This is a genomic window from Pseudarthrobacter sp. B4EP4b, assembly GCF_006680095.1.
In the GTDB taxonomy this organism is placed as follows: domain Bacteria; phylum Actinomycetota; class Actinomycetes; order Actinomycetales; family Micrococcaceae; genus Arthrobacter.
The window spans coordinates 31,795-52,134 of sequence record NZ_VHIJ01000054.1; the positions used below are offsets into that span (position 1 = coordinate 31,795).

Annotated in this window: 16 protein-coding genes and 1 riboswitch; of the genes, 1 reads left to right on the top strand and 15 read right to left on the bottom strand. The window is 66.2% G+C overall.

Annotated features, from left to right (window positions below; genetic code table 11):
- Positions 1-178: 178 nt before the first annotated feature.
- The 11 genes from rsfS to FNL14_RS18775 form a co-directional block, all read right to left on the bottom strand.
- Positions 179-580 (bottom strand): ribosome silencing factor, encoded by a 402-nt coding sequence (gene rsfS / locus FNL14_RS18725; protein WP_050054813.1) that lies wholly within the window; start codon positions 578-580, stop codon positions 179-181.
- A 46-nt stretch (positions 581-626) separates the two neighbouring features.
- On the bottom strand, positions 627-2,087 hold the full coding sequence (locus tag FNL14_RS18730; protein WP_091422889.1) for a hypothetical protein: 1,461 nt from the start codon (positions 2,085-2,087) through the stop codon (positions 627-629).
- Between the two features lie 7 nt (positions 2,088-2,094).
- Positions 2,095-2,721, bottom strand: coding sequence for a nicotinate-nucleotide adenylyltransferase (nadD, locus tag FNL14_RS18735; protein ID WP_255470920.1), 627 nt, complete (start codon positions 2,719-2,721; stop codon positions 2,095-2,097).
- 40 nt (positions 2,722-2,761) lie between these two features.
- Positions 2,762-2,995, bottom strand: coding sequence for a hypothetical protein (locus tag FNL14_RS18740; RefSeq protein WP_091422887.1), 234 nt, complete (start codon positions 2,993-2,995; stop codon positions 2,762-2,764).
- Between the two features lie 78 nt (positions 2,996-3,073).
- Positions 3,074-4,456 carry a glutamate-5-semialdehyde dehydrogenase gene (locus FNL14_RS18745; RefSeq protein WP_091422884.1) on the bottom strand — a complete coding sequence of 461 codons (1,383 nt, stop codon included), beginning with the start codon at positions 4,454-4,456 and terminating at the stop codon, positions 3,074-3,076.
- A 26-nt stretch (positions 4,457-4,482) separates the two neighbouring features.
- Positions 4,483-5,634: a glutamate 5-kinase gene (gene proB, locus FNL14_RS18750; protein WP_091422881.1), complete on the bottom strand. Its 1,152-nt coding sequence runs from the start codon at positions 5,632-5,634 to the stop codon at positions 4,483-4,485.
- Positions 5,624-7,213, bottom strand: coding sequence for a GTPase ObgE (gene obgE / locus FNL14_RS18755; RefSeq protein ID WP_091422879.1), 1,590 nt, complete (start codon positions 7,211-7,213; stop codon positions 5,624-5,626). Before obgE ends, proB begins: the two co-directional genes overlap by 11 nt.
- Before the next feature lie 116 nt (positions 7,214-7,329).
- Positions 7,330-7,593 (bottom strand): 50S ribosomal protein L27, encoded by a 264-nt coding sequence (rpmA, locus tag FNL14_RS18760; protein WP_009372867.1) that lies wholly within the window; start codon positions 7,591-7,593, stop codon positions 7,330-7,332.
- 59 nt (positions 7,594-7,652) lie between these two features.
- Positions 7,653-7,961, bottom strand: a complete 309-nt coding sequence (rplU, locus tag FNL14_RS18765; RefSeq protein WP_091422877.1) for a 50S ribosomal protein L21 — start codon at positions 7,959-7,961, stop codon at positions 7,653-7,655.
- Positions 7,962-8,224: 263 nt separating this feature from the next.
- Entirely contained in the window at positions 8,225-9,760 is a 1,536-nt protein-coding gene (gene thiD, locus FNL14_RS18770) for a bifunctional hydroxymethylpyrimidine kinase/phosphomethylpyrimidine kinase (RefSeq protein WP_370455885.1), read from the bottom strand.
- 7 nt (positions 9,761-9,767) lie between these two features.
- Positions 9,768-9,865, bottom strand: a riboswitch (TPP riboswitch).
- A 187-nt stretch (positions 9,866-10,052) separates the two neighbouring features.
- Positions 10,053-13,490, bottom strand: coding sequence for an Rne/Rng family ribonuclease (locus FNL14_RS18775; RefSeq protein ID WP_142063099.1), 3,438 nt, complete (start codon positions 13,488-13,490; stop codon positions 10,053-10,055).
- Between the two features lie 452 nt (positions 13,491-13,942).
- On the opposite strand from FNL14_RS18775, the gene FNL14_RS18780 reads away from it, so the two are divergent.
- Positions 13,943-14,626, top strand: a complete 684-nt coding sequence (locus FNL14_RS18780) for a vitamin K epoxide reductase family protein (RefSeq protein ID WP_142063102.1) — start codon at positions 13,943-13,945, stop codon at positions 14,624-14,626.
- A 73-nt stretch (positions 14,627-14,699) separates the two neighbouring features.
- On the opposite strand, the gene ndk is transcribed toward FNL14_RS18780, so the two are convergent.
- From ndk to ileS, 4 genes are read right to left on the bottom strand one after another with little or no spacing between them, the layout of a single operon-like run.
- Positions 14,700-15,119 (bottom strand): nucleoside-diphosphate kinase, encoded by a 420-nt coding sequence (gene ndk / locus FNL14_RS18785; protein ID WP_091422865.1) that lies wholly within the window; start codon positions 15,117-15,119, stop codon positions 14,700-14,702.
- A gap of 54 nt (positions 15,120-15,173) precedes the next feature.
- Positions 15,174-15,641: a DUF4233 domain-containing protein gene (locus FNL14_RS18790; RefSeq protein ID WP_142063107.1), complete on the bottom strand. Its 468-nt coding sequence runs from the start codon at positions 15,639-15,641 to the stop codon at positions 15,174-15,176.
- A gap of 2 nt (positions 15,642-15,643) precedes the next feature.
- On the bottom strand, positions 15,644-16,999 hold the full coding sequence (locus FNL14_RS18795) for a folylpolyglutamate synthase/dihydrofolate synthase family protein (RefSeq protein WP_142063110.1): 1,356 nt from the start codon (positions 16,997-16,999) through the stop codon (positions 15,644-15,646).
- Between the two features lie 3 nt (positions 17,000-17,002).
- Positions 17,003-20,338 carry an isoleucine--tRNA ligase gene (ileS, locus tag FNL14_RS18800; protein ID WP_142063113.1) on the bottom strand — a complete coding sequence of 1,112 codons (3,336 nt, stop codon included), beginning with the start codon at positions 20,336-20,338 and terminating at the stop codon, positions 17,003-17,005.
- Between the last annotated feature and the right edge of the window lie 2 nt (positions 20,339-20,340).

The window sequence follows — 20,340 nt, forward strand, 5'->3', positions numbered from 1 at the left end:
GGACTCGAACCCCTGACCCCCTGCATGCCATGCAGGTGCGCTACCAGCTGCGCCACAGCCCCGAATTATTGCTGCTCTACGAGCTTTTCTCCCGGGTTTCCCCGAAGCAACTCAAATATCTTAGAACAGCAATTCCGAAAATTCCAAATCGGGCATATTCCGCGTGGTTCCCGGGTTGCTACTCCGCGTCAGAGGCAGCGGCGGCCTTCGCGGAGGTGTCATCGCCAAGCTGCAGGTCCACCACCGGGCAGTCCTTCCACAGGCGCTCCAGCGCATAGAAGACCCGGTCTTCCTCGTGCTGGACGTGGATGACGATGTCCGAGTAATCGAGCAGGACCCAGCGGCCGCCGGAACGGCCTTCGCGCCGTACTGGACGCAGATCCTGCTTGGCGAGTTCTTCTTCAATGCCGTCAACAATGGCATTGACCTGCCGCTCGCTGGGCGCTGAAGCAATGAGGAAAACGTCGGCCAGGGCAAGGCGTTCGCTCACGTCCAGGGCCACGATGTCCTGGGCAATCTTGTCCGCGGCCGCTTTGGCAGCGGCGCGGGCTGTGATGATGGATGATTCTGATGCAGTCACGGGACTCCTTGTTGATTTAAAAAGCGTGGGTGCCGGCCGGGGCCGGTCAGTGGGACATGCCGCTGATGATCAGGACGATGCCGGAGATGAGTGCCAGGATCCCGAACGCCAGGACGCAGAACTGGAGGATCCGGTTGCGGTTTGCGCGGGCGAGGCCTGCCGTGGCGGCATCGAGGGGATCGAGTCCATGGGCGGACCGGGCCGGGATGCGTGGCAGGTCTTCGAAGGCTTCTTCGACGGCCGTGTTGGCCGCCGCCGGAGGCGCCATGGCCGGCCTTGGGCGGGCGGCCGCCCTGGCAGCGGCTTCGGCACGGGCAATAACCTGCGACCGGCCGGTTCCGTTATCGGAAGGAGTTGGCCGCCCGCCGCCTGCCGGGCGTCGCTTCTTGGTGCCAGCCGCCGGAGGAACCTTGGTGCCGGGGCGGGTGGTGACCGGAACATGGGATGTTGCCGGCGGCTTCATTACCGGCCGGTCCACTCCGGGCACCTGGACGAACTCCAGCGGCGTGACCATTGCCAGGTTGCTTGCAGCAGACGGGGCCGGCCGCTGACCGGCGGCAGGCTGTGCTTTCGGCCCCTGCTGCGGGGACTTCTGCTGACCCGGTACAGGCTTCCGGCCGGGTACAGGCTTCTGGCCGGCTGCACCTTTCTTGCCTGATGCCGGTTCCGGGGCAAGTTCCGGTTCCTGGCCGGACAGGGGCTCTTGGCCCACCGGAACGCCCGCCTGTTCGGCCAGCTTCTGCCGGGCCATGGCGCGCCGGTTGATCACGGCGGCACGTTCCGCCAAGGCAATCTGCTCCGCCAGGATTTCCGGGTCCACTGCTTCCGGATCAAGGGAGGCAATGTGCTCCATCTTGGCGATCTGGTTCTTGGCCTGCTCGGCGAGCAGGGCCCTGGCTGCCAGCGCCTGCTCTACGGTCATCCCCTGGGGAGCCCTGGACGGCTGTGCATTCGCAGCCGGAGTGGTGGCAACCTTGGGGTCTTGGGCGGCATCGGCTGGTGCCTGGCGGGCTGGGCTTCCCGTCCTGTTGGCATCCGGAGCGGCGGGTCCGGCGGGTCCGGCGGGGGCCACGATAGGGGTGGCAGCGGTGAGCGCCTGCTCCTTCAGCTGCTGCAGGCGGAGTTGGCGCCGAGTGGGCGGGCCGCTACCGGCCAGTTGGCCCTCTTTTTCTTCCAGTTCCTTGATAGTCCGCAGTGCGGCCCGGTCACGGGCACGGATCTGGGAGGAACGCTGGGTGTGCGTCTGCTCAGCAGCCTGGGAAGGTACTCCCGGGGCAGGGGCATTTGGCGTGCCGGAATCCGCAGCAGGGGCACCGGACGCTGTGGCACCCGAAGCAGTGGCACCTGCAGCGCTGGCACCGGCAGCACTAGGGGCCGGGCGGCCGGCCGGCGGCCGTTTTGTGGCAGGGGAAACCTGATCCGTGCCTGGGGACACGGATGCCTGTTGTGCATCCCTGGCCTTCCGGAGTTCCCGGCGGCTGCGGATGGGGGGCTGTTCCTGACTCATTGAGAACTCATTCAGTGCTGGCGGGTTCGCTTGCTTCGGAAGTGGCATTCACGTCTGCCGGCGCGTCAAGGTAAAGGCCGTACTTGGCGATGTACTGGACCACCCCGTCCGGAACGAGGTACCACACAGGGTTGTTCGCTGCCACGCGGGAACGGCAATCCGTGGAAGAGATGGCCATGGCGGGCACCTCCAGCAGGCTGACGTCCTTGCGGCCCATGCCGTCCAGGACGTGTCCGGGCCTGGTGACGCCGACAAAATGCGCCAGTGACCACAGCTCGTCGATGTCCTTCCAGGACAGGATCTGCGCGAGGGCGTCTGCCCCAGTGATGAAGAACAGGTCAGCCTCTGGACGCTGGGCCCTGAGGTCGCGCAGGGTGTCGATGGTGTACGTCGGACCGGGCCGGTCAACATCCACTCTGCTGACAGTAAACCGCGGGTTGGAGGCCGTGGCGATCACTGTCATGAGGTAACGGTGTTCCGGTTCACTGACCTGTTTGTGGGACTTTTGCCACGGCTGCCCGGTGGGGACAAAAACCACCTCGTCCAGGTCGAACTCGGCAGCAACTTCACTGGCCGCCACAAGGTGGCCGTGATGGATGGGATCAAATGTCCCGCCCATCACGCCCAACCGCAGCCTGCCGTTGGCACCGTTACGGTGCAGAGCGCGGGAAATGTTAGTGGCCCTGCCCGTGATCGTGCTTGTTCGGGTGCTGGCGGTGCGGGTCCGCGTGCTCCTCCGTCGCGGAGTGGCGGTTGCCCAGGTTGGTGTACGAGAGGGTGATGAACATCATGACCACGAGGATGCCGAAAATGCTGACGCCGAAGACCCACGGCTCAGCCCACAACGGCGCGAGCTCTTCATGTTCTCCGCCCTCGGCGACGGTGGCGGCAATTTGCTGGAACAGCATGTTCTCCCCTAATGCTCAAAGGATTGTGGCAGCGGAAAGCTCCGCCGATTCTGACTTCTGGTCTATGTTACCGCGTAGCTACCCGCGGACCTGGCCCTCGCCCTGCACGATCCACTTGGTGGTGGTGAGCTCGGTCAGGCCCATGGGACCGCGGGCATGCAACTTCTGCGTGGAGATGCCCACCTCGGCACCCAGGCCCAGCTCCCCGCCGTCGGTGAACCGGGTGGAGGCGTTGACGATGACCGCCGCAGAGTCCACCTCGGCGATGAAACGCTCGGCATTGGCCAGGTTGTTGGTGAGGATCGCCTCGGTGTGCCCCGTGGTCCAGGTCCGGATGTGCTGCACGGCCTCATCCAGGCTGTCCACCATGGCAACGGCAAGATCGAGGTCCATGTACTCCGTGGCCCAGTCCTCGTCGGTGGCCGGTTCGGACTCGATTGCAGCGGGTAGGGCGGCACGGATGCGTTCGTCAGCGTGCAGCCGCACGCCTGCTTTGCTCAGGGCTGTGGCGACGGCGGGCAGCACCGTGGAGCCCGAGTGGACCAGGAGGGTCTCCACCGTGTTGCACACGCTGGGACGCTGGGTCTTGGCGTTCAGGAGGATCTCCACTGCCATGTCCTCGCTGGCGGATTCATCAATGAAGATATGCACGTTCCCCTCCCCCGTCTCGATGACCGGGACGGCGGAATTGGTGACAACAGTCTGGATGAGGTCACGGCCGCCACGGGGAATCAGCACGTCCACCCTGCCGCGGGCGCGCATGAGGATGTTGGCTCCGTCGCGCCCGTACTGGTCAACGGTCTGCACGGCATCGGCAGGCAGGCCCACGGATTCCAGGGCCTCACGCAGTACGCGGACCAGGACTTCATTCGTTGCCTGGGCTGCGCTGCCGCCGCGCAGGATCACGGCGTTGCCGCTCTTGAGGGCGAGTCCTGCGATGTCCACTGTGACGTTCGGCCGGGCCTCGTAGATGGCGGCCACCACGCCCATAGGGACGTTGACCTGCCGCAGGCGCAGCCCGTTGGGAAGGGTCTGGCCGCGGACCACGTTGCCTACGGGGTCAGGGAGATTGGCCAGGTTTTCCAAGGCAGCGACCAGCCCGGCGATCCGGGCATCGGTCAGCGTGAGCCGGTCCAGCATGGCTGCGGAGGTGCCGTTGGCCTTGCCTGCCGCGACGTCCTTGCTGTTGGCGGCGAGGATGGCCCCGCTGTTTTCCTGCAGTGCAGCCCCCACCGCAAGAAGGGCGCGGTCCTTCCAAGCACGGTTTGCCGCGGCCATGCGCCGGGCGGCAAGACGGGAACGGTCCGCGATGGCGTGGACCGCTGCTTCAACATCAACACTGCCGGAAACCGGAGCCTCGGCCGGGACCTTTACTGCGGATGAGTCAGCCGGCTGCATGGTGGAAGCGGCAGCGGTGTCTCCGGAGTTTTCAGCAGTGGTGTGGATCAGGGCCTCAGTCATGTTCCAAGTTTAGGCGAGCCAGGGGCTCAGACCAGCACCAGGTCATCTACGTGAACAACTTCACGGTCGTAGCCGCTGCCGAGGGCCTCGCCAAGGTCACGGGTGGAACGGCCCAGCATCTGGGGCAATTCAGCGGACGAGTAATTAACGAGCCCCCGCGCCACCACGGTGCCGTCGGCACTGGCGATCTCGACGGCGTCGCCCGCCTCAAAGTCTCCGTGCACGGCGGAGATGCCGGCCGGCAGCAGTGAGGTGCGGTGATGCCGCACGGCCTTCACCGCGCCGTCGTCCAGGATAAGGCGGCCCTGCACCGACGCCACGTGGGCAAGCCAGAGCAAGCGGACGGGCTTGCGGGCGCCGTTGACGGTGAACCAGGTGCCTACGTCCTCGCCGTTCAGGGCGGCGGCCGCGTTGGGCGTTGAGGTGACCAGTGCATGGATGCCGGAGCCGGCGGCCATGGTGGCTGCCTCCACCTTGGTCTGCATGCCGCCGGTGCCCACGCCGGCTTTGCCGGTTTTGCCGATGGACACACCCTCGAGATCGTGGGGGCCTTCAACGAGGGGGATCCTTTTGGCACCGAGCGACGGCGGTCCGTCATACAGGGAGTCGACGTCGGACAGCAGCACCAGTGCGTCCGCCCGGACCAGGTGCGCCACCAGGGCGGCCAGGCGGTCGTTGTCGCCGAAACGGATTTCATGGGTGGCCACGGTGTCGTTCTCGTTGACCACCGGGACCACGCCGAGGTTAAGCAGGCGGTCCAGGGCGCGGAAGGCGTTGGTGTGCTGGCTGCGGCGCATCAGGTCCTCGGCCGTGAGCAGCACCTGGCTGACGGTCACGCCGTGCGCGCCGAAGGCCTGGGTGTAGCGGGCCATCAGCAGCCCTTGGCCCACGCTGGCCGCAGCCTGCTGGGTGGCGAGGTCGCGCGGGCGCTTGGCAAGGCCCAGCGGAGCCAGGCCGGCGGCGATGGCACCGGAAGAGACCAGGATGATCTCCGTGCCGGTGTTGCGCTTGGCGGCCAATGCATCAGCGAGGGCCGTCAGCGCCTCCTCGGAGATGCCGCCCTTGATGCTGGTCAGGGAGGATGAACCCACCTTGACCACGATCCTGCCCGCGTTCGCGAGCACGCTCCTGTCCACGGACCGGGTGAGCGGATCCGCGGCTGCCGCCCTAGAACTCATCGTCCGCGTCCAGTCCACTCTCCTTGAGGGGCTTGGCAACCCGGCGGCTGCTGACGGACTCGGTCCAGATGCCGGCCTTGCGCTCCGCTTCCAGCTCGGCGCGGGCGGCTGCCTTGGCGTCCTTGCGCTCCTGCTGCTCGTCGCGCTTCTGGCTGCGGGTGGGCCGGTCGCCGATGTCCGCAAAGCGGACGTCCGTGCCGCGCGGCGATGCCAGGAGCTCTGCGCCTGCCATCATGGTGGGCTCCCAGTCGAAGACGACGCCATCGTCCTCGCCGATGACCACCGTGTCGCCCGGCTTGGCGCCCTGCTTGAACAGTTCGGTCTCCACACCGAGCTTGGCGAGGCGGTCCGCAAGGTAGCCGATGGCTTCCTCGTTGGTGAAGTCGGTCTGCTTGACCCAGCGCACGGGCTTCTCACCCATGACGCGGAACAGCGGCTCGAGACCTTTTTCCTCGCGGCGGATCTTGAACCCGGATTCGTTGACAGCGCGCGGCCGAAGCACGGCGGGCTGTACCTTGGGCGGAGCAGCAGCCACAGCATCGCGTGCGGCCTTAACGATGCCGGCCATGGCGAAGCCGAGCTGGCGGAGGCCCTCGTGGCTGGTGGCCGATACCTCAAACACCTGGTAGCCGCGGGATTCGAGTTCGGGGCGCACGAAGTCGGCCATGTCCTTGCCGTCCGGCAGGTCCACCTTGTTCAGTGCCACCAGGCGGGGACGGTGGTTGAGCGGAACAACCTCCCCGTCCTGCCCGGCGTAGCTCATGTCCACGGCGTACTTTTCCAGTTCGGCCTCAATGATGGCCAGGTCGGAGAGGGGGTCGCGGTCCGATTCGAGGGTGCCGCAGTCCAGGACGTGGACGAGTGCCGCGCAGCGCTCCACGTGGCGCAGGAAGTGGTGTCCCAGTCCCCTGCCCTCGCTGGCGCCTTCGATCAGGCCCGGGACGTCGGCAATGGTGAAACGCACTTCACCGGCCTGCACAACACCCAGGTTAGGGACGAGCGTGGTGAAGGGGTAGTCCGCGATCTTGGGCCGGGCGGCGGACATGGCAGCGATCAGGCTGGATTTGCCGGCGGACGGGAAGCCCACCAGCGCGATGTCGGCGATGGACTTCAGCTCGAGGACAACGTCCCTGGAATCACCTTCGATGCCAAGCAGCGCGAATCCGGGCGCCCGGCGCTTCTGCGAGGAGAGGGCAGCGTTGCCCAGGCCGCCGATGCCGCCTGCTGCCGCCACGAACTCGGCGCCTTCGCCCACGAGGTCGGCCAGGACGGTGCCGTCCTTGGACTTGACCACGGTGCCGTCCGGGACGGGGAGGATGAGCGTCTCGCCGTTCTTCCCGCCGCGCCAGTCGCCCATGCCCGGTCCGCCGTTGCTGGCATGCCGGTGCGGTGCGTGGTGGTAGTCGAGGAGTGTGGTGGTCTGGTGGTCCACGCGCAGGATGACGTCGCCGCCGTTGCCGCCGTCACCGCCGTCGGGACCGCCCAGCGGCTTGAACTTCTCACGGTGCACCGAGACACACCCGTTGCCGCCGTTACCGCCGGATACGTGCAGTACTACCCGGTCTACAAAGCTGGCCACGTGGATCTCCTCAGTGCTGTTTCCTGGACGCCGCGGGGCGCCAAGAAGATTGTAATGCGGTTAAAAGAACAGTGGAGCGGACCCTCAGGCCCGCTCCACCGCTTCAGAACTGGTTGTTACTCTGCAGCTGCAGCAGCAACGATGTTGACGACGCGACGACCGCGGCGGGTGCCGAATTCAACGGCGCCCGGGGTCAGGGCGAACAGGGTGTCGTCGCCGCCACGGCCTACGCCGGCGCCCGGGTGGAAGTGGGTGCCGCGCTGGCGGACGATGATCTCGCCGGCGGAAACAACCTGGCCGCCGAAGCGCTTTACGCCGAGGTACTGAGCGTTGGAATCACGACCGTTGCGAGTGGAGCTCGCGCCCTTTTTATGTGCCATTTGAAATGCCTGCCTCTAAATTCTGGGGATCTGCTGAAAAACCTGAACAGTAACGAAGGTTACTGGATACCAGTGATCTTGACCTTGGTCAGTTCCTGGCGGTGACCCTGACGCTTCTTGTAACCGGTCTTGTTCTTGAACTTCTGGATCACAATCTTCGGACCACGGAGGTCGTTCAGGATCTCAGCTGTAACAGTTACCTTGGCCAGGTCAGCAGCGGCAGTGGTGATCTTGTCACCATCAACCAGGAGCAGCGCGGGCAGCTGAATGGTGCTGCCAGCCCCACCGGCGACGCGGTTCAGGGTAACGAAGTCTCCAACGGAAACCTTCTCTTGGCGGCCGCCTGCGCGGACAATCGCGTACACCACTTGGGAACTCACTTCTCTCGACGTTTATAACTAAATTTGCGTGCGGAACCGACTATCAAAAGCCTGGTTTCTCGCTGTGCCTCAACGCCGTGGGGTCGTAACCCAAGTGTTGGCGTAAGCACCGAAGATCTAGATTACGCTAATTTTGTCTTCGGCCGCAAATGAGGCTGGTTCCCGGCGGGTTGCTGTGATAGGCACCACAGTCCAGGTCCGGCGTCCGCACCCTGCCCCACCATAGTACCGGCCCGCACGCCGGCGGTTGTTCAGGCGTGCAGGCGCGGCGCGTCAAAGAAGTCCACTTCCAGCCGGCACGACTGCTTGAACGCCGCAATCATCGCGTCCCTGTCAGCCGCCGAGGCGTTGCGTCCCGCCTCATCCACAATGGCAATGGCCTGGCGGGTGGCGGCGGCGAAGCCCTCATCAGCGTAGGTGCGCAGCCAGGCAGCGTATGGGTGCCCGGCAGGTTCGCCGGCGGCGAGGAACTGGGCGTGCAGGGATGCACCAACCTCTGCGTACAGCCAGAAGCAGGGCAGGACCGCTGCGGCCAGCACTGCATAACTGCCCGACGCCGAAGCCGCGGTCAGGTGGTCAACGTAAGACTTCGTTACCGGGCCAAGTTCCGGCCGGACGGCGCGGGTGCTCAGCCAGGAGCGGTGAAGTTCCGACTCGACCTCCAGGCACTGGCTGGCAGACCCGGCCCAGAAGAGCTGTTCTGCCTCGGTGGGCGCCAAGGCACTCGCCCGGGCCAGCACCCGTGAATAGCCGTTGAGGTAGATGGCGTCCTGCGCAAGGTAGTACGCGAACTCCTGCTCCTGAAGGCTGCCGGAGACCAGGCCGCGGATGAAGTCCAGGGCGTAGATATCCTCCAGGTCCGGCTGGGCCTCACTCCAGAGCCGGGCGGCGAAGCTGCCTTCGGAGGGAATCGGCGGCAGGTGGTGGAAGTGGTGCACCGGGCCGTTGCCGGTTCCCACCTCCAACGTTCCGGAGGCTTCCAGCGCGCCTGCCAGCCACGGCTTGACCTCACGGAGTGACGCTTCCCAGTCCCCCAGCCGCGCTTGGGCAGTAGCCATCGCGGAGGACAGCGAACAGCCGGTCCCGTGGCTGTTCCGGGTTTCCACCCGCTCTCCGGGCAGCACCACAATGTCACTGGACAGCAGGCCCGCGGTGTTGACCAGGGCATCCGGGCACTCGCTGCCGTCCAGGTGGCCGCCCTTGACCAGCACGGTGGCCCCGGTAGCCGCGGAGAGGGCGCGTCCCTGTTCCAGGGCTCCCGCCCAGTCCTCCTGCACCTCGCCGCCCACCAGCATGGCGAGTTCAATGAGGTTGGGGGTGATGAGGTGGGCCAGCGGCAGGAGTCCGCGCAGCGCGGCTTCGGCGGACTCCTGCAGGAGCCGGTCCCCGCTGGTTGCCACCATCACCGGGTCCAGGACCACGACGGCGGGCCGGACCTTGCGCAGCCAGTCCCCCACCGCTTCGATCACCTCGGCACTGCCGAGCATTCCGATCTTGACGGCATCGATGCCGATGTCGTCGCTGACGGCATCCAGCTGCGCAGCCAGGAAATCGGCCGGCGGAACGTGAACGGACCGGACGCCATGGGTGTTCTGGGCCGTAAGGGCCGTGATGGCGGCCATTCCATAGCCGCCGAATGCCGCAATGCTTTTGAGGTCGGCCTGGATGCCGGCTCCCCCGGACGGATCAGAACCGGCAATGGACAGGACCCGTGGCACAGGGCGGCCAGGCGTCGCGTGCGCAGGGAAGAAGGCCGCGGAGACGGATGTTGGGGTGGCAGCGGGTATTGCAAGAGTCGCAGACAAGAGACATCCCTTCGCCGGTGCTAGCCGGACAGGTTCAACGGGTGTGGATCTCAGCCGGCTCTCTGCGCGGCACCCCGTGTCGGTTCCCCAGCCTAGCTTTTTTGGCCGGTGCAGGCCGAAGGTGACACATTGCGACCCGTCTGAACTGTCTTCCTGAACCCTGAACTGTCTTCCTGAACCTTGGAACTGTTCGGCAGAAGGTATGGCAATGCCCGGCCGGCCACTGGTGTGGCTGGCCGGGCATTGCCTGCTGATTGTCAGCGCTGTTTGCTCCCTAGAGCTCCGAGGCCGGGACCCCTACGCCCAGGATGATGGGCGCTTCGGCCGCCTTGGCTGCCGGCTTTTCGGCGCCCGCGCTTCCGGTGCCAGCCGGCTGGGGGGCCTTCGCCTCATGGGAGTGGCCCGTGCCGGCCGGAGCAACGTTCTCGTGCTGCTCCACGGTGGTTTCGTTTGCAGCACCCTGGGCGCGGCTGGCGCTGCGGTGGCGCCGGGGCCGGCGCTGCCGCGTCTGCTCGAGCGTGTGGTCGCTGTAGTCCTTCTCCGGTGCCTCAGCGCGCTGGGGAGCGGGCTGGGACTGCTGCGCCGGCGCCGCCTGTTCAGCCCGCGGGTTCTGCTCGTGCACCTGCTCAGGTTCAGCCTGCTCCTGCCGCGCTTCAGTGTCCGGCTGGGCTTCCGGTTCCGTGGCCGGCTGGCCAAGGTGGGCGAACGCTTCGGCGAGCCGGTCCAGGGTCAGTGCCGGCCGGGGCTGCTGTTCCTCCGCGTGCTCCACAAACGGCAGTACCACCTTCTCGCCGCCGAAGGTCAGCACGGCAGCCGGACGGGTATCGGCGTCGCGCTTTTCAGCAGCCGGTGCGGGAGCGGGCTGCTCCCCGGCCGCCTGCTTGGCTGCCGCCACCTCGTCGTCATGCAGGTGCGCTGCGTGCGCAGCGGCGGCGATGTTGGCCAGTGCCAGCCTGGTGGCTTCTGCCTTGGCGTGCCGTTCAGCGTCCGAGGGGTCGGGGTGCACGGTGTGGATCTGCACGGCAGCAGCAGGCGCTGCTTCGGGCTGCTGGCCGCCGCGGCCCCGGCGCCGCTTCCGGTCGGGGCGGGCACCGGGCTGGTTGTTGTCCGGGCGCAGGCTGTCAGGGCGGTGGCCTTCATTGCGCGCTTCGGGGCGGCTGTCAGCACGCTGGACGTGGTGCTCGGCGGCCACGATGTTGGCGCGGCGGTGCTCCACGGGGTCGTCGTGGGTGACCACGCCGCGGCCTGCGCACGCTTCACACTGCTCGCCGAACACTTCGAGCAGGCCGGTGCCCATCCGCTTGCGCGTCATCTGGACCAGACCCAGCGAGGTGACCTCGGCCACCTGGTGCTTGGTGCGGTCGCGTCCCAGGCATTCCACCAGGCGGCGCAGCACAAGGTCGCGGTTGGATTCGAGGACCATGTCAATGAAGTCGATGACGATGATGCCGCCGATATCGCGCAGCCGGAGCTGGCGGACCACTTCCTCCGCGGCCTCGAGGTTGTTTTTGGTCACCGTCTCTTCGAGGTTTCCGCCGCTGCCGGTGAACTTGCCGGTATTGACGTCCACCACGGTCATGGCTTCGGTGCGGTCGATCACCAGCGAACCGCCGGAGGGCAGGAAGACCTTACGCTCCAGCGCCTTGTGGATCTGCTCGTCGATGCGCCAGGCGGCGAAGATGTCCTGGTCCTTGGTCCACTTCTCCAGGCGGCCCACCAGGTCCGGAGCCACGTACGTGACGTAGGCCTCGATGGTGTCCCAGGCTTCCTCGCCGGAGACGATCAGTTTGGAGAAGTCTTCGTTGAAGACGTCGCGGACCACCTTGATGGTGAGGTCCGGTTCGCCGTAGAGCAGCTCCGGGGCAAGGATCTTGGTGGACTTCGACTGGCTCTCGATGCCCTCCCACTGGGCGCGCAGCCGGTTGATGTCGTGCGTCAGCTCTTCCTCGGATGCGCCCTCCGCAGCGGTGCGCACAATCACGCCGGCGTGCTCGGGAAGGCGGTCCTTCAGGATCCGCTTGAGGCGGTTGCGCTCGACGTCGGGCAGCTTGCGGGAGATGCCGGTCATGGAACCGCCGGGAACGTACACCAGGTAGCGGCCTGGCAGCGAGATCTGGCTGGTCAGGCGGGCGCCCTTGTGGCCCACGGGGTCCTTGGTCACCTGGACCAGGACCGTATCGCCTGACTTCAGGGCGTTTTCGATGCGGCGCTGTTTGCCCTCGAGATTAACGGCTTCCCAGTTGACCTCGCCGGCGTACAGGACCGCGTTGCGGCCGCGTCCGATGTCCACGAAGGCAGCTTCCATGGACGGCAGCACGTTCTGGACCTTGCCCAGGTAGACGTTGCCGATCAGGGAGTCCTGCTGTGTCTTGGACACAAAGTGCTCGGCCAGGACGCCGTCTTCGAGGACGGCGATCTGGATTCTGTCGTCGCGCTGGCGGACGATCATTTGCCGGTCCACGGATTCGCGGCGGGCCAGGAACTCTGCTTCGGTGATGACGGTGCGGCGGCGGCCGGTATCGCGGGACTCGCGGCGGCGCTGCTTCTTCGCCTCCAGACGGGTGGAACCCTTGACACTGGTGACCCGGTTGCTGACCGGCGCTTCGGTGACGGCGCGCGGCGCACGGACGCGGGTGACGGTGTTGGGCGGGTCGTCTTCCCCGCCGCCCGTCAGCTCGAGGTCCTGGTCACCGCGGCGGCGGCGACGACGACGGCGGGAGGTGACTCCGTCCTCCACCTGCCCTGCAGTCTCCTCGTCGGCGTCGTCGGAGGCATCGGCGTCGGCCTCTTCGCTGCCTTCAAGCTCAGCGTCTTCACCCTCGCCCGGGCGGCCGCGGTTGCGGCGCCCTCGGCCCCGGCGCCTGCGGCGGCCGTTTGCATCATCGGTATCGCTGTCGTCAGCTTCGTCCTCGCCTGCTTCCGTGGCGGCGGCAGGTGCCGGCCGCACCACGGTGCTCAGGTCCGGGGCCTGGAACAGCACAGAGGTGGGGGAAGCGGGTTCCAGGAACAGGGAGCCGAAGGGGCTCGCGGGAGCGGCGGGTGCCGGCTCCTTAGCGGCTGTTTCGGCGGAAGCATCTGCCGGCGCCTGCACAGGCGCCTGCGCGGCGGGAGTCTCTTCTGTGGGCTCTTCCGCAGGTGCTTCTTCCACTTCGGGCTTGCCGGTCTCATCGGAGGGGACGGCAACCGTCGGCGTGGCAGCAGTTTCAGCCGGTGCAGGTGCTGCAGCCACCGGTTCTGTAACAGCGGATTCGGTTGCTGCGGCGGGGGCCGCTTCCGCGGCAACCGGTGCAGAGGTCTTACGGGTGGCCACGCGGCGGCGCCGGACCGGCTTTGCTTCGGGCTCAACGTCCACTGCGGTTTCCGGGGCTGCTTCCTCCGCAGATTCCGGACGTGCGGGAGCTCCGGCACCAGCCTCCGCGGCCGGGGCATCGGCCGGGAGCTGGGCGGTCTCAGGGGCTGCTTCCCCGGCAAAGGCAGGAAGCGGCTCAGCGACGTCGTCCTTCTTGCGGGAACGCGAACGCCGGACGGGAGCCTTGGCCTCGGGAGCGGCCGCTTCCCCGGCATCGGGGGCAGGAATCAGGGCTTCATCGGCCTTGGGAGCCGCTTTCCGCCGGGTCCTGGTGGCCTTCTTCGGTGCGGCGTCGGCCTCTGCGGCTACGGCCTCCGTGGCCGGTGCGTCTTCGTTAACGGCTGAAACTTGTTCATTATCCATATGTGGCAACACTCCTGCCCCTGACGTACCGCCACATCCGGCACCCATTGGGGCACATATTGTCAAAACCCGCAGGCGTTGACAGAAGTCAAGTGGATACCCCCAGGTTCGCACCGGCAGTGGGGTGCGGCAGCCCGTGGAGGCCGGCGGGATGTTCTAAAAACCCGTTGTTCTACATGCCACAACCAGGTGCCGTCCAATGGAGTCGCGGGAGCGCGCCGGTGGAACCGATGCCTGCCCTGCTCATCATTGGCGGTCTTGGGAACAAGCCACCGGACCGGAGTCCGAATGTGGTTCGGCTTCCAGCCACGTTCATTCTCTCATACCCGGGGTAAATCGCCGCGGAAGCCGGGCATATGCCGTTGGCCCGCGCCCGGCGTCTGGACGTTCCGTCCAGCCTGCGGCGTTACAATCAGGGCAAAGGAGCACCGGATGAAAAGGACGCCATACCCATGCCCAGCATCTCCCCCGTCAGCGGTTCCCCTGCCCCGGAACGGAGCCTGAACCAGGACAGGGACCCGGCCGCACGGACAGCAGGAGCGGTTCCACCCATGGCCCGGAACCGGCCCTTCGGCTGGCTGCTGGTGATTACGGGGGTCATCGGCTGGCTCGCCTCCGGGACCCTGGTCCTGGAAAAGCTCGAGGTCCTTAAGGACCCGAACCACACCACGGTGTGCGATGTGAATCCGTGGATCTCGTGCGGGCAGGTGATGCAGACGTGGCAGAGCTCGCTGTTCGGCTTCCCCAACATGTTCATCGGGATCGTGGCCTTCGCCGTCGTCATTACGGTGGGCATGGCGCTGCTCGCCGGGGCAACGTTCGCCCGCTGGTACTGGCTGGGGCTCCAGGCAGGTGTCACCCTTGGCTTCGCGTTCGTGGTGTGGCTGTGGTCCCAGGCCCTTTATGACATCCACGTCCTTTGCCCGTTCTGCATGATCGTGTGGGCCGTCATGATTCCATTGTTCGTCTGGACCACGGTCCGCAACATCGCCTCCGGCGTGATTCCGGTGCCCGCGAACGCAGCCCGCATCATCGGCGACTCGGGCTGGATCATCACCGCCCTGCTCTACGTGGCTGTGATTGCCACGATCTTCTTCGCGTTCATCCAGGTGTTCGCGGGGACGTCCGGGTTCTAAGCCGCCGCGCCCAACTGACAGATAAGGCCAATGTTCGCGAAGAACATTGGCCTTATCTGTCATCCCGGCGGGGTCAGCCCTGGAACCAGATCTTGATCTCGCGCTCGGCGGAGTCGGTGGAATCTGAGCCGTGCACCAGGTTCTGCTGGACCTTCAGGCCCCAGTCACGGCCGAAGTCGCCGCGGATGGTGCCCGGGGCGGCGGTGGTGGGGTCCGTGGTGCCGGCCAGGGAACGGAAGCCCTCGATGACGCGGTGGCCTTCGAAGATGGCCGCCACAACAGGGCCGCTGAGCATGAAGTCCACCAGGGGCTCGTAGAAAGGCTTGCCCACGTGCTCCTCGTAGTGCTGTTCGAGCAGGTCGCGGGTGGCGTCCACCTTCTTCAGCTCAGCCAGGGTGTAGCCCTTGGCTTCGATCCGGGCCAGGATGGCGCCCGTAAGGTTGCGGGCGACGCCGTCGGGCTTGATCAGGACGAGGGTGCGCTCAGTAGTCACAACTGCTCCAATGCGTTGGTATGGGTTTCGGGGACAAGTCTACGGGGACTGGCGTTATGTGGACTGGGGCTGCTGGTCCGGCCCGGCGGCCTGGTCCGGATGGGCTGCTTCCCATGCAGCCTGTTCGCGGGCCCGCTGGCCGGCTTCCCGGTCCAGCCGGATGCCCGTGCGGATTCCATACCACCAGGCAAGGGCGAACAGAGCTCCCACCAGGAACATGGCCGGCTCGAAGATGCCGGTGAGGATCAGGACGAGCTGCAGGATCCAGCCCAGTCCAACGCCCCAGGGCTTGGTGAGGAAGGCGCAGGCCACGATCATCACCACGCTCAGGCCGATGCCCACCCCCAGGATCAGCACCGGCGGGAATTCCGCCCGGCGCAGCCCGAACACCGCCAGGGTGGCGAAAAACATCACGAATGCTTCCAGCAGCAGCACGGTGGAGGCGAACATCACCTTGGTGGAGCGCCGCTTCTTGGGCATGCCCGGCCGCCACTCGCGCTGGGCCTTGGTCAGTCTGGCCACGCCTACGCCTCCGTCTTTCCGAGCAGGATCCGGGCTTCGGCCACCAGGGTGATGGAACCGGTCACCAGGACGGCCCCGGAAAGGTCATCGTTGGCTTCGGCGCGTTCCACGGCCCACTCGAGGGCGTCGTCGAGCTTTTCGGCGATGTGGACGTTGTCCTCGCCAAAGCCAAGGTCTATGGCCAGCTCGGCCAGTTCGGCCGCCGGGACGGCCCGCGGCGAGTTCGACTGGGTGAAGCAGTATTCCTCCGCCAGGCCGCCCAGGGATTCCTTGAGCTGGCGGAGTACTTCCTCCGCGTCCTTTTCCCGCAGGACCCCCACCACCGGAACCAGCCGGGTGAACGTGAAGGCCTCCTGCAGGGCTGCGGCGGATGCTTTGATGCCGTCCGGGTTGTGGGCGGCGTCCACCACGATGGTGGGTGCCGTGCGGACCACTTCGAGCCGGCCCGGGGAGGTGGCCGCGGCGAATCCTTCCTGCAGCACGTCGAAGCCGAGTTCCTTCCCGCCGAAGAAGGCTTCCAGGGCTGCCACGGCGACGGCGGCGTTCTGTGCCTGGTGGGCTCCGTGCAGCGGCACGAGCAGGTCCGGGTAGCGGCCCGCGATGCCCTGGATGGTGACCATCTGGCCGCCCACGGCCACGGTCCGGGATTCGACGCCGAACTCCACGCCCTCAAACTTGAACGGTACGCCCACGTCTTTGGCTTTTTCGAGGAGGACCTGCGCCGCGTCCAGGGGCTGGGCGGCGCTGATGAGGTAGCCGCCGGGCTTGATGATCCCGGCCTTTTCGTGGGCAATGTCTTCGGTAGTGTCGCCCAGCAGGTCCGTGTGGTCCAGCGAGATGGGCGTAACCACCGAAACCTGTCCGTCCCCCACGTTGGTGGCGTCCGTGATGCCGCCGAGTCCCACTTCGATGACCGCCACATTGACCGGCTGGTCGGCGAAGATGGCGAAGCCCAGGATGGTGAGGCATTCGAAGTACGTCAGCCGGGGCTGCCCCTCAGCCTCCAGCTCCGAGTCCACAATCTGCAGGTACGGCCGGATCTCGTCCCAGATCCGGACGAAGGTCTCATCCGAAACCGGGTGGCCGTCGATGCTGATCCGTTCGGTGACCTTGGACAGGTGCGGGCTGGTGTACCGCCCGGTGCTCAATCCGTGGGCCCGCAACACCGATTCGATCATGCGGGCCGTGGAGGTCTTCCCGTTGGTCCCGGTCACGTGGATGATCGGGTATGCCTTGTTGGGCTCGCCCAGCACATCCATGGCCCGGAACAGCGGGGCAAGCCGCGGCTCCATCTTGTTTTCCGGCGCCCGGCCCAGCAGTTCGGCGTAGACGCTCTCTACGGAAAATTCGTCAGTCATGGATCAGGCCTCTACTTTTTCGACGGCGACAACCGGTTCGGCGGCGTCCGATGGTTCTGCCGCCAGGTGCACGGTCAGGGTTTCCCCCTTCACCAGGTCCGCGTTGGCCAGCAGGGCGTCGACGACGCTCTGCCGGGCAGTCACGGAGGTCCGGATCCGGTCGCTGACGTTGAGTCCGGCGTCCTTGCGTGCCTGCTGGATCGAGCGGACCATATCCCGGGCCAGGCCTTCGGCCTCCAGCTCCGGGGTCACCTCGGTGTTGAGCACCACAAAGCCGCCGCCGGGGAGGACTGCTACAGCAGAAGACGCAGCCGCGGACCCGCCGTCGTTCTCTGCCACTACGGTTTCCAGCGTGTATTCCTGCGGTTCCAGTTCCAGGCCCCCGGCCGTGACAACGCCGGCATCGGAAACCGACCAGTCGCCGGACTTGGCGCCCTTGATGGCGGCCTGGACGTTCTTGCCCAGCCGCGGACCTGCTGCGCGTGCGTTGACCACGAGCTTCTGCTGGATACCGAACTCCTCCGGCGAGGCCGTGGCAGCGTCCAGCAGGCGGACGCTGCGGAGGTTGAGCTCGTCCGCGACGACGGCGGCGAAGCCAGCCAGCGCATCCGCGCCGGGTGCCACCACGGTCAGTTCCTGCAGCGGGAGGCGTACGCGCAGGTTTGCTGCCTTCCGGAGCGAGGAACCGGTGGAGCAGATCTGCTGGACCTTGTCCATGGCCTGAACCAGGTCCGGGTTGGCCGGGAACAGGTTGGCGTCTGGCCAGTCGGCCAGGTGCACCGAGCGGCCTCCGGTGAGCCCGCGCCAGATTTCCTCGGAGACCAGCGGCAGGAGCGAAGCCGCCACGCGGGTGACCGTTTCCAGCGCGGTGAACAATGCATCGAAGGCGTCCTGGTCCTCGTCGAAGAACCGCTGACGGCTCCGGCGGACGTACCAGTTGGTGAGCATGTCCAGGTAGCTGCGCAGTTCGTCGCAGGCGCCGGAGATGTCGTAGGTGTCCAGCTGCTCCGTCATGTTCCGGACCAGTTCACCGGTGTTGGCCAGCAGGTACTGATCCAGCGTGTCGGCATAGCCGTCGTAGCGCAGCTTGGCGTCATAGCCTGAACCGCCGTTGGCGGCATTGGTGTAAAGCGTGAAGAAGCTGTACACGTTCCACAGCGGCAGGATGACCTGGCGGACGCCGTCGCGGATTCCCTGTTCGGTGACCACCAGGTTGCCGCCGCGGAGGATGGGGCTGGACATCAGGAACCAGCGCATGGCGTCCGAGCCGTCGCGGTCCAGGACCTCTGAGACGTCCGGGTAGTTCCGCAGGCTCTTGGACATCTTCTGCCCGTCCGAGCCCAGCACAATGCCGTGGCTGATGACGTTGCGGAAGGCAGGCCGGTCGAACAGCGCCGTGGAGAGGATGTGCAGCATGTAGAACCAGCCGCGGGTCTGGCCGATGTACTCCACGATGAAGTCGGCCGGGTTGTGGGTATCGAACCATGCTTCGTTCTGGAACGGGTAGTGCACCTGGCCGTAGGGCATGGAGCCGGAGTCGAACCAGACGTCCAGGACGTCCTCCACGCGGCGCATCACGGACTGGCCCTCTTCCGGGGTGCGTGGATCGTCCGGGTTGGGCCTGGTGAGTTCGTCGATAAAGGGGCGGTGCAGGTCCACCTGGCCGTCCTTGTTCAGCGGCAGCCTGCCGAAGTCCGCCTCGATCTCGGCGAGCGAGCCGTACACATCGGTGCGCGGGTATTCGGGGTCGCTGGACTGCCAGACGGGGATGGGGCTGCCCCAGTAGCGGTTGCGGCTGATGGACCAGTCACGGGCGTTTTCCAGCCACTTGCCGAACTGGCCGTCCTTGACGTTGCCCGGGATCCAGTTGATTTCCTGGTTCAGCTCGGACATCCGGTCCTTGAACTTGGTGACCTCCACGTACCACGAGGACACCGCGCGGTAGATCAGCGGGTTGCGGCAGCGCCAGCAATGCGGGTAGCTGTGCTCGTAGCTGGCCTGGCGGACCAGGCGGCCCTGGGCGCGCAGCACCTGGGTGATGGGCTTGTTGGCCTCAAAGACCTGCAGGCCCACGATGTCGTGGAGGTCCCCGTGCTTGAACAGCGGCAGGAATTTCGCGCCCTCGTCCACTGAGAGGATCACCGGGATGCCGGCTTCCTCGCAGACCTTCTGGTCGTCTTCACCGTAGGCGGGAGCCTGGTGGACGATGCCGGTGCCGTCGGTGGTGGTGACGTAGTCAGCCACGAGGATCCGCCAGGCGTTCTCCATGCCGTACTTTTCGTTGTCGGCAAAGTCCTGCCACAGCGGCTGGTAGGCGAGGCCTTCGAGCTCGGCACCGGTGTGCGTGGAGACAACCGCGGCCTGCGCTGACTCGAAGTCCTCGTATCCGAGGTCCTTGGCGTAGCTGGCCAGCAGGTCGGCGGCCAGCAGGAAGCTGCCGTTGACCGGAGCGTCCGCGGAGGCGGCCTTGATGCCGTTGGGGCCGGCAGGCAGTACCGCGTAAGTGATGGAAGGTCCGACGGCGAGCGCGGCGTTTGTCGGCAGGGTCCAGGGGGTGGTGGTCCAGGCGAGGGCCTTGACACCGGCGAGCTGCCGGGACAGTTCCGACTCCCCGGCAAGCAGGGGGAAAGTCACCGTGACGGTCTGGTCCTGGCGGTTCTTGTAGACGTCGTCGTCCATGCGCAGCTCATGGTTGGACAGCGGCGTTTCGTCCTTCCAGCAGTAAGGCAGCACGCGGTAGCCGTTGTAGGTCAATCCCTTTTCGTGCAGCTGCTTGAACGCCCAGAGGACAGACTCCATGTACTCGACGTTGAGGGTCTTGTAGTCGTTGTCGAAGTCCACCCAGCGTGCCTGGCGGGTGACATAGCTGCGCCATTCGTCGGCGTACTTCATCACGGAGGCGCGGCAGGCGTCGTTGAACTTGTCGATGCCCATGGCTTCGATCTGGGTTTTGTCCGTCATGCCCAGCTGCTTCATGGCTTCGAGCTCTGCCGGCAGGCCATGGGTATCCCAGCCGAAGCGGCGCTCCACGCGCTTGCCGCGCTGGGTCTGGTAGCGGCCCACGAGGTCCTTGGCGTACCCGGTGAGCAGGTGGCCATAGTGCGGCAGGCCGTTGGCGAACGGCGGGCCGTCGTAGAAAACGAATTCGTTGCTGCCTGGTTCACCGCCGGGGGCGTCCGCGCTGCGCTGGTCGATGCTGGCCTGGAAGGTGCCGTCCTGGTCCCAGTACTTGAGGATGCGCTCTTCGATTTCCGGGAACTTCACGGAAGCGGACACGCCGGCGTTGCGGCTGGAAGAGGTGCCATCGGCGGAGGCTGAGGCCTTGGGGTAATACGTCATTC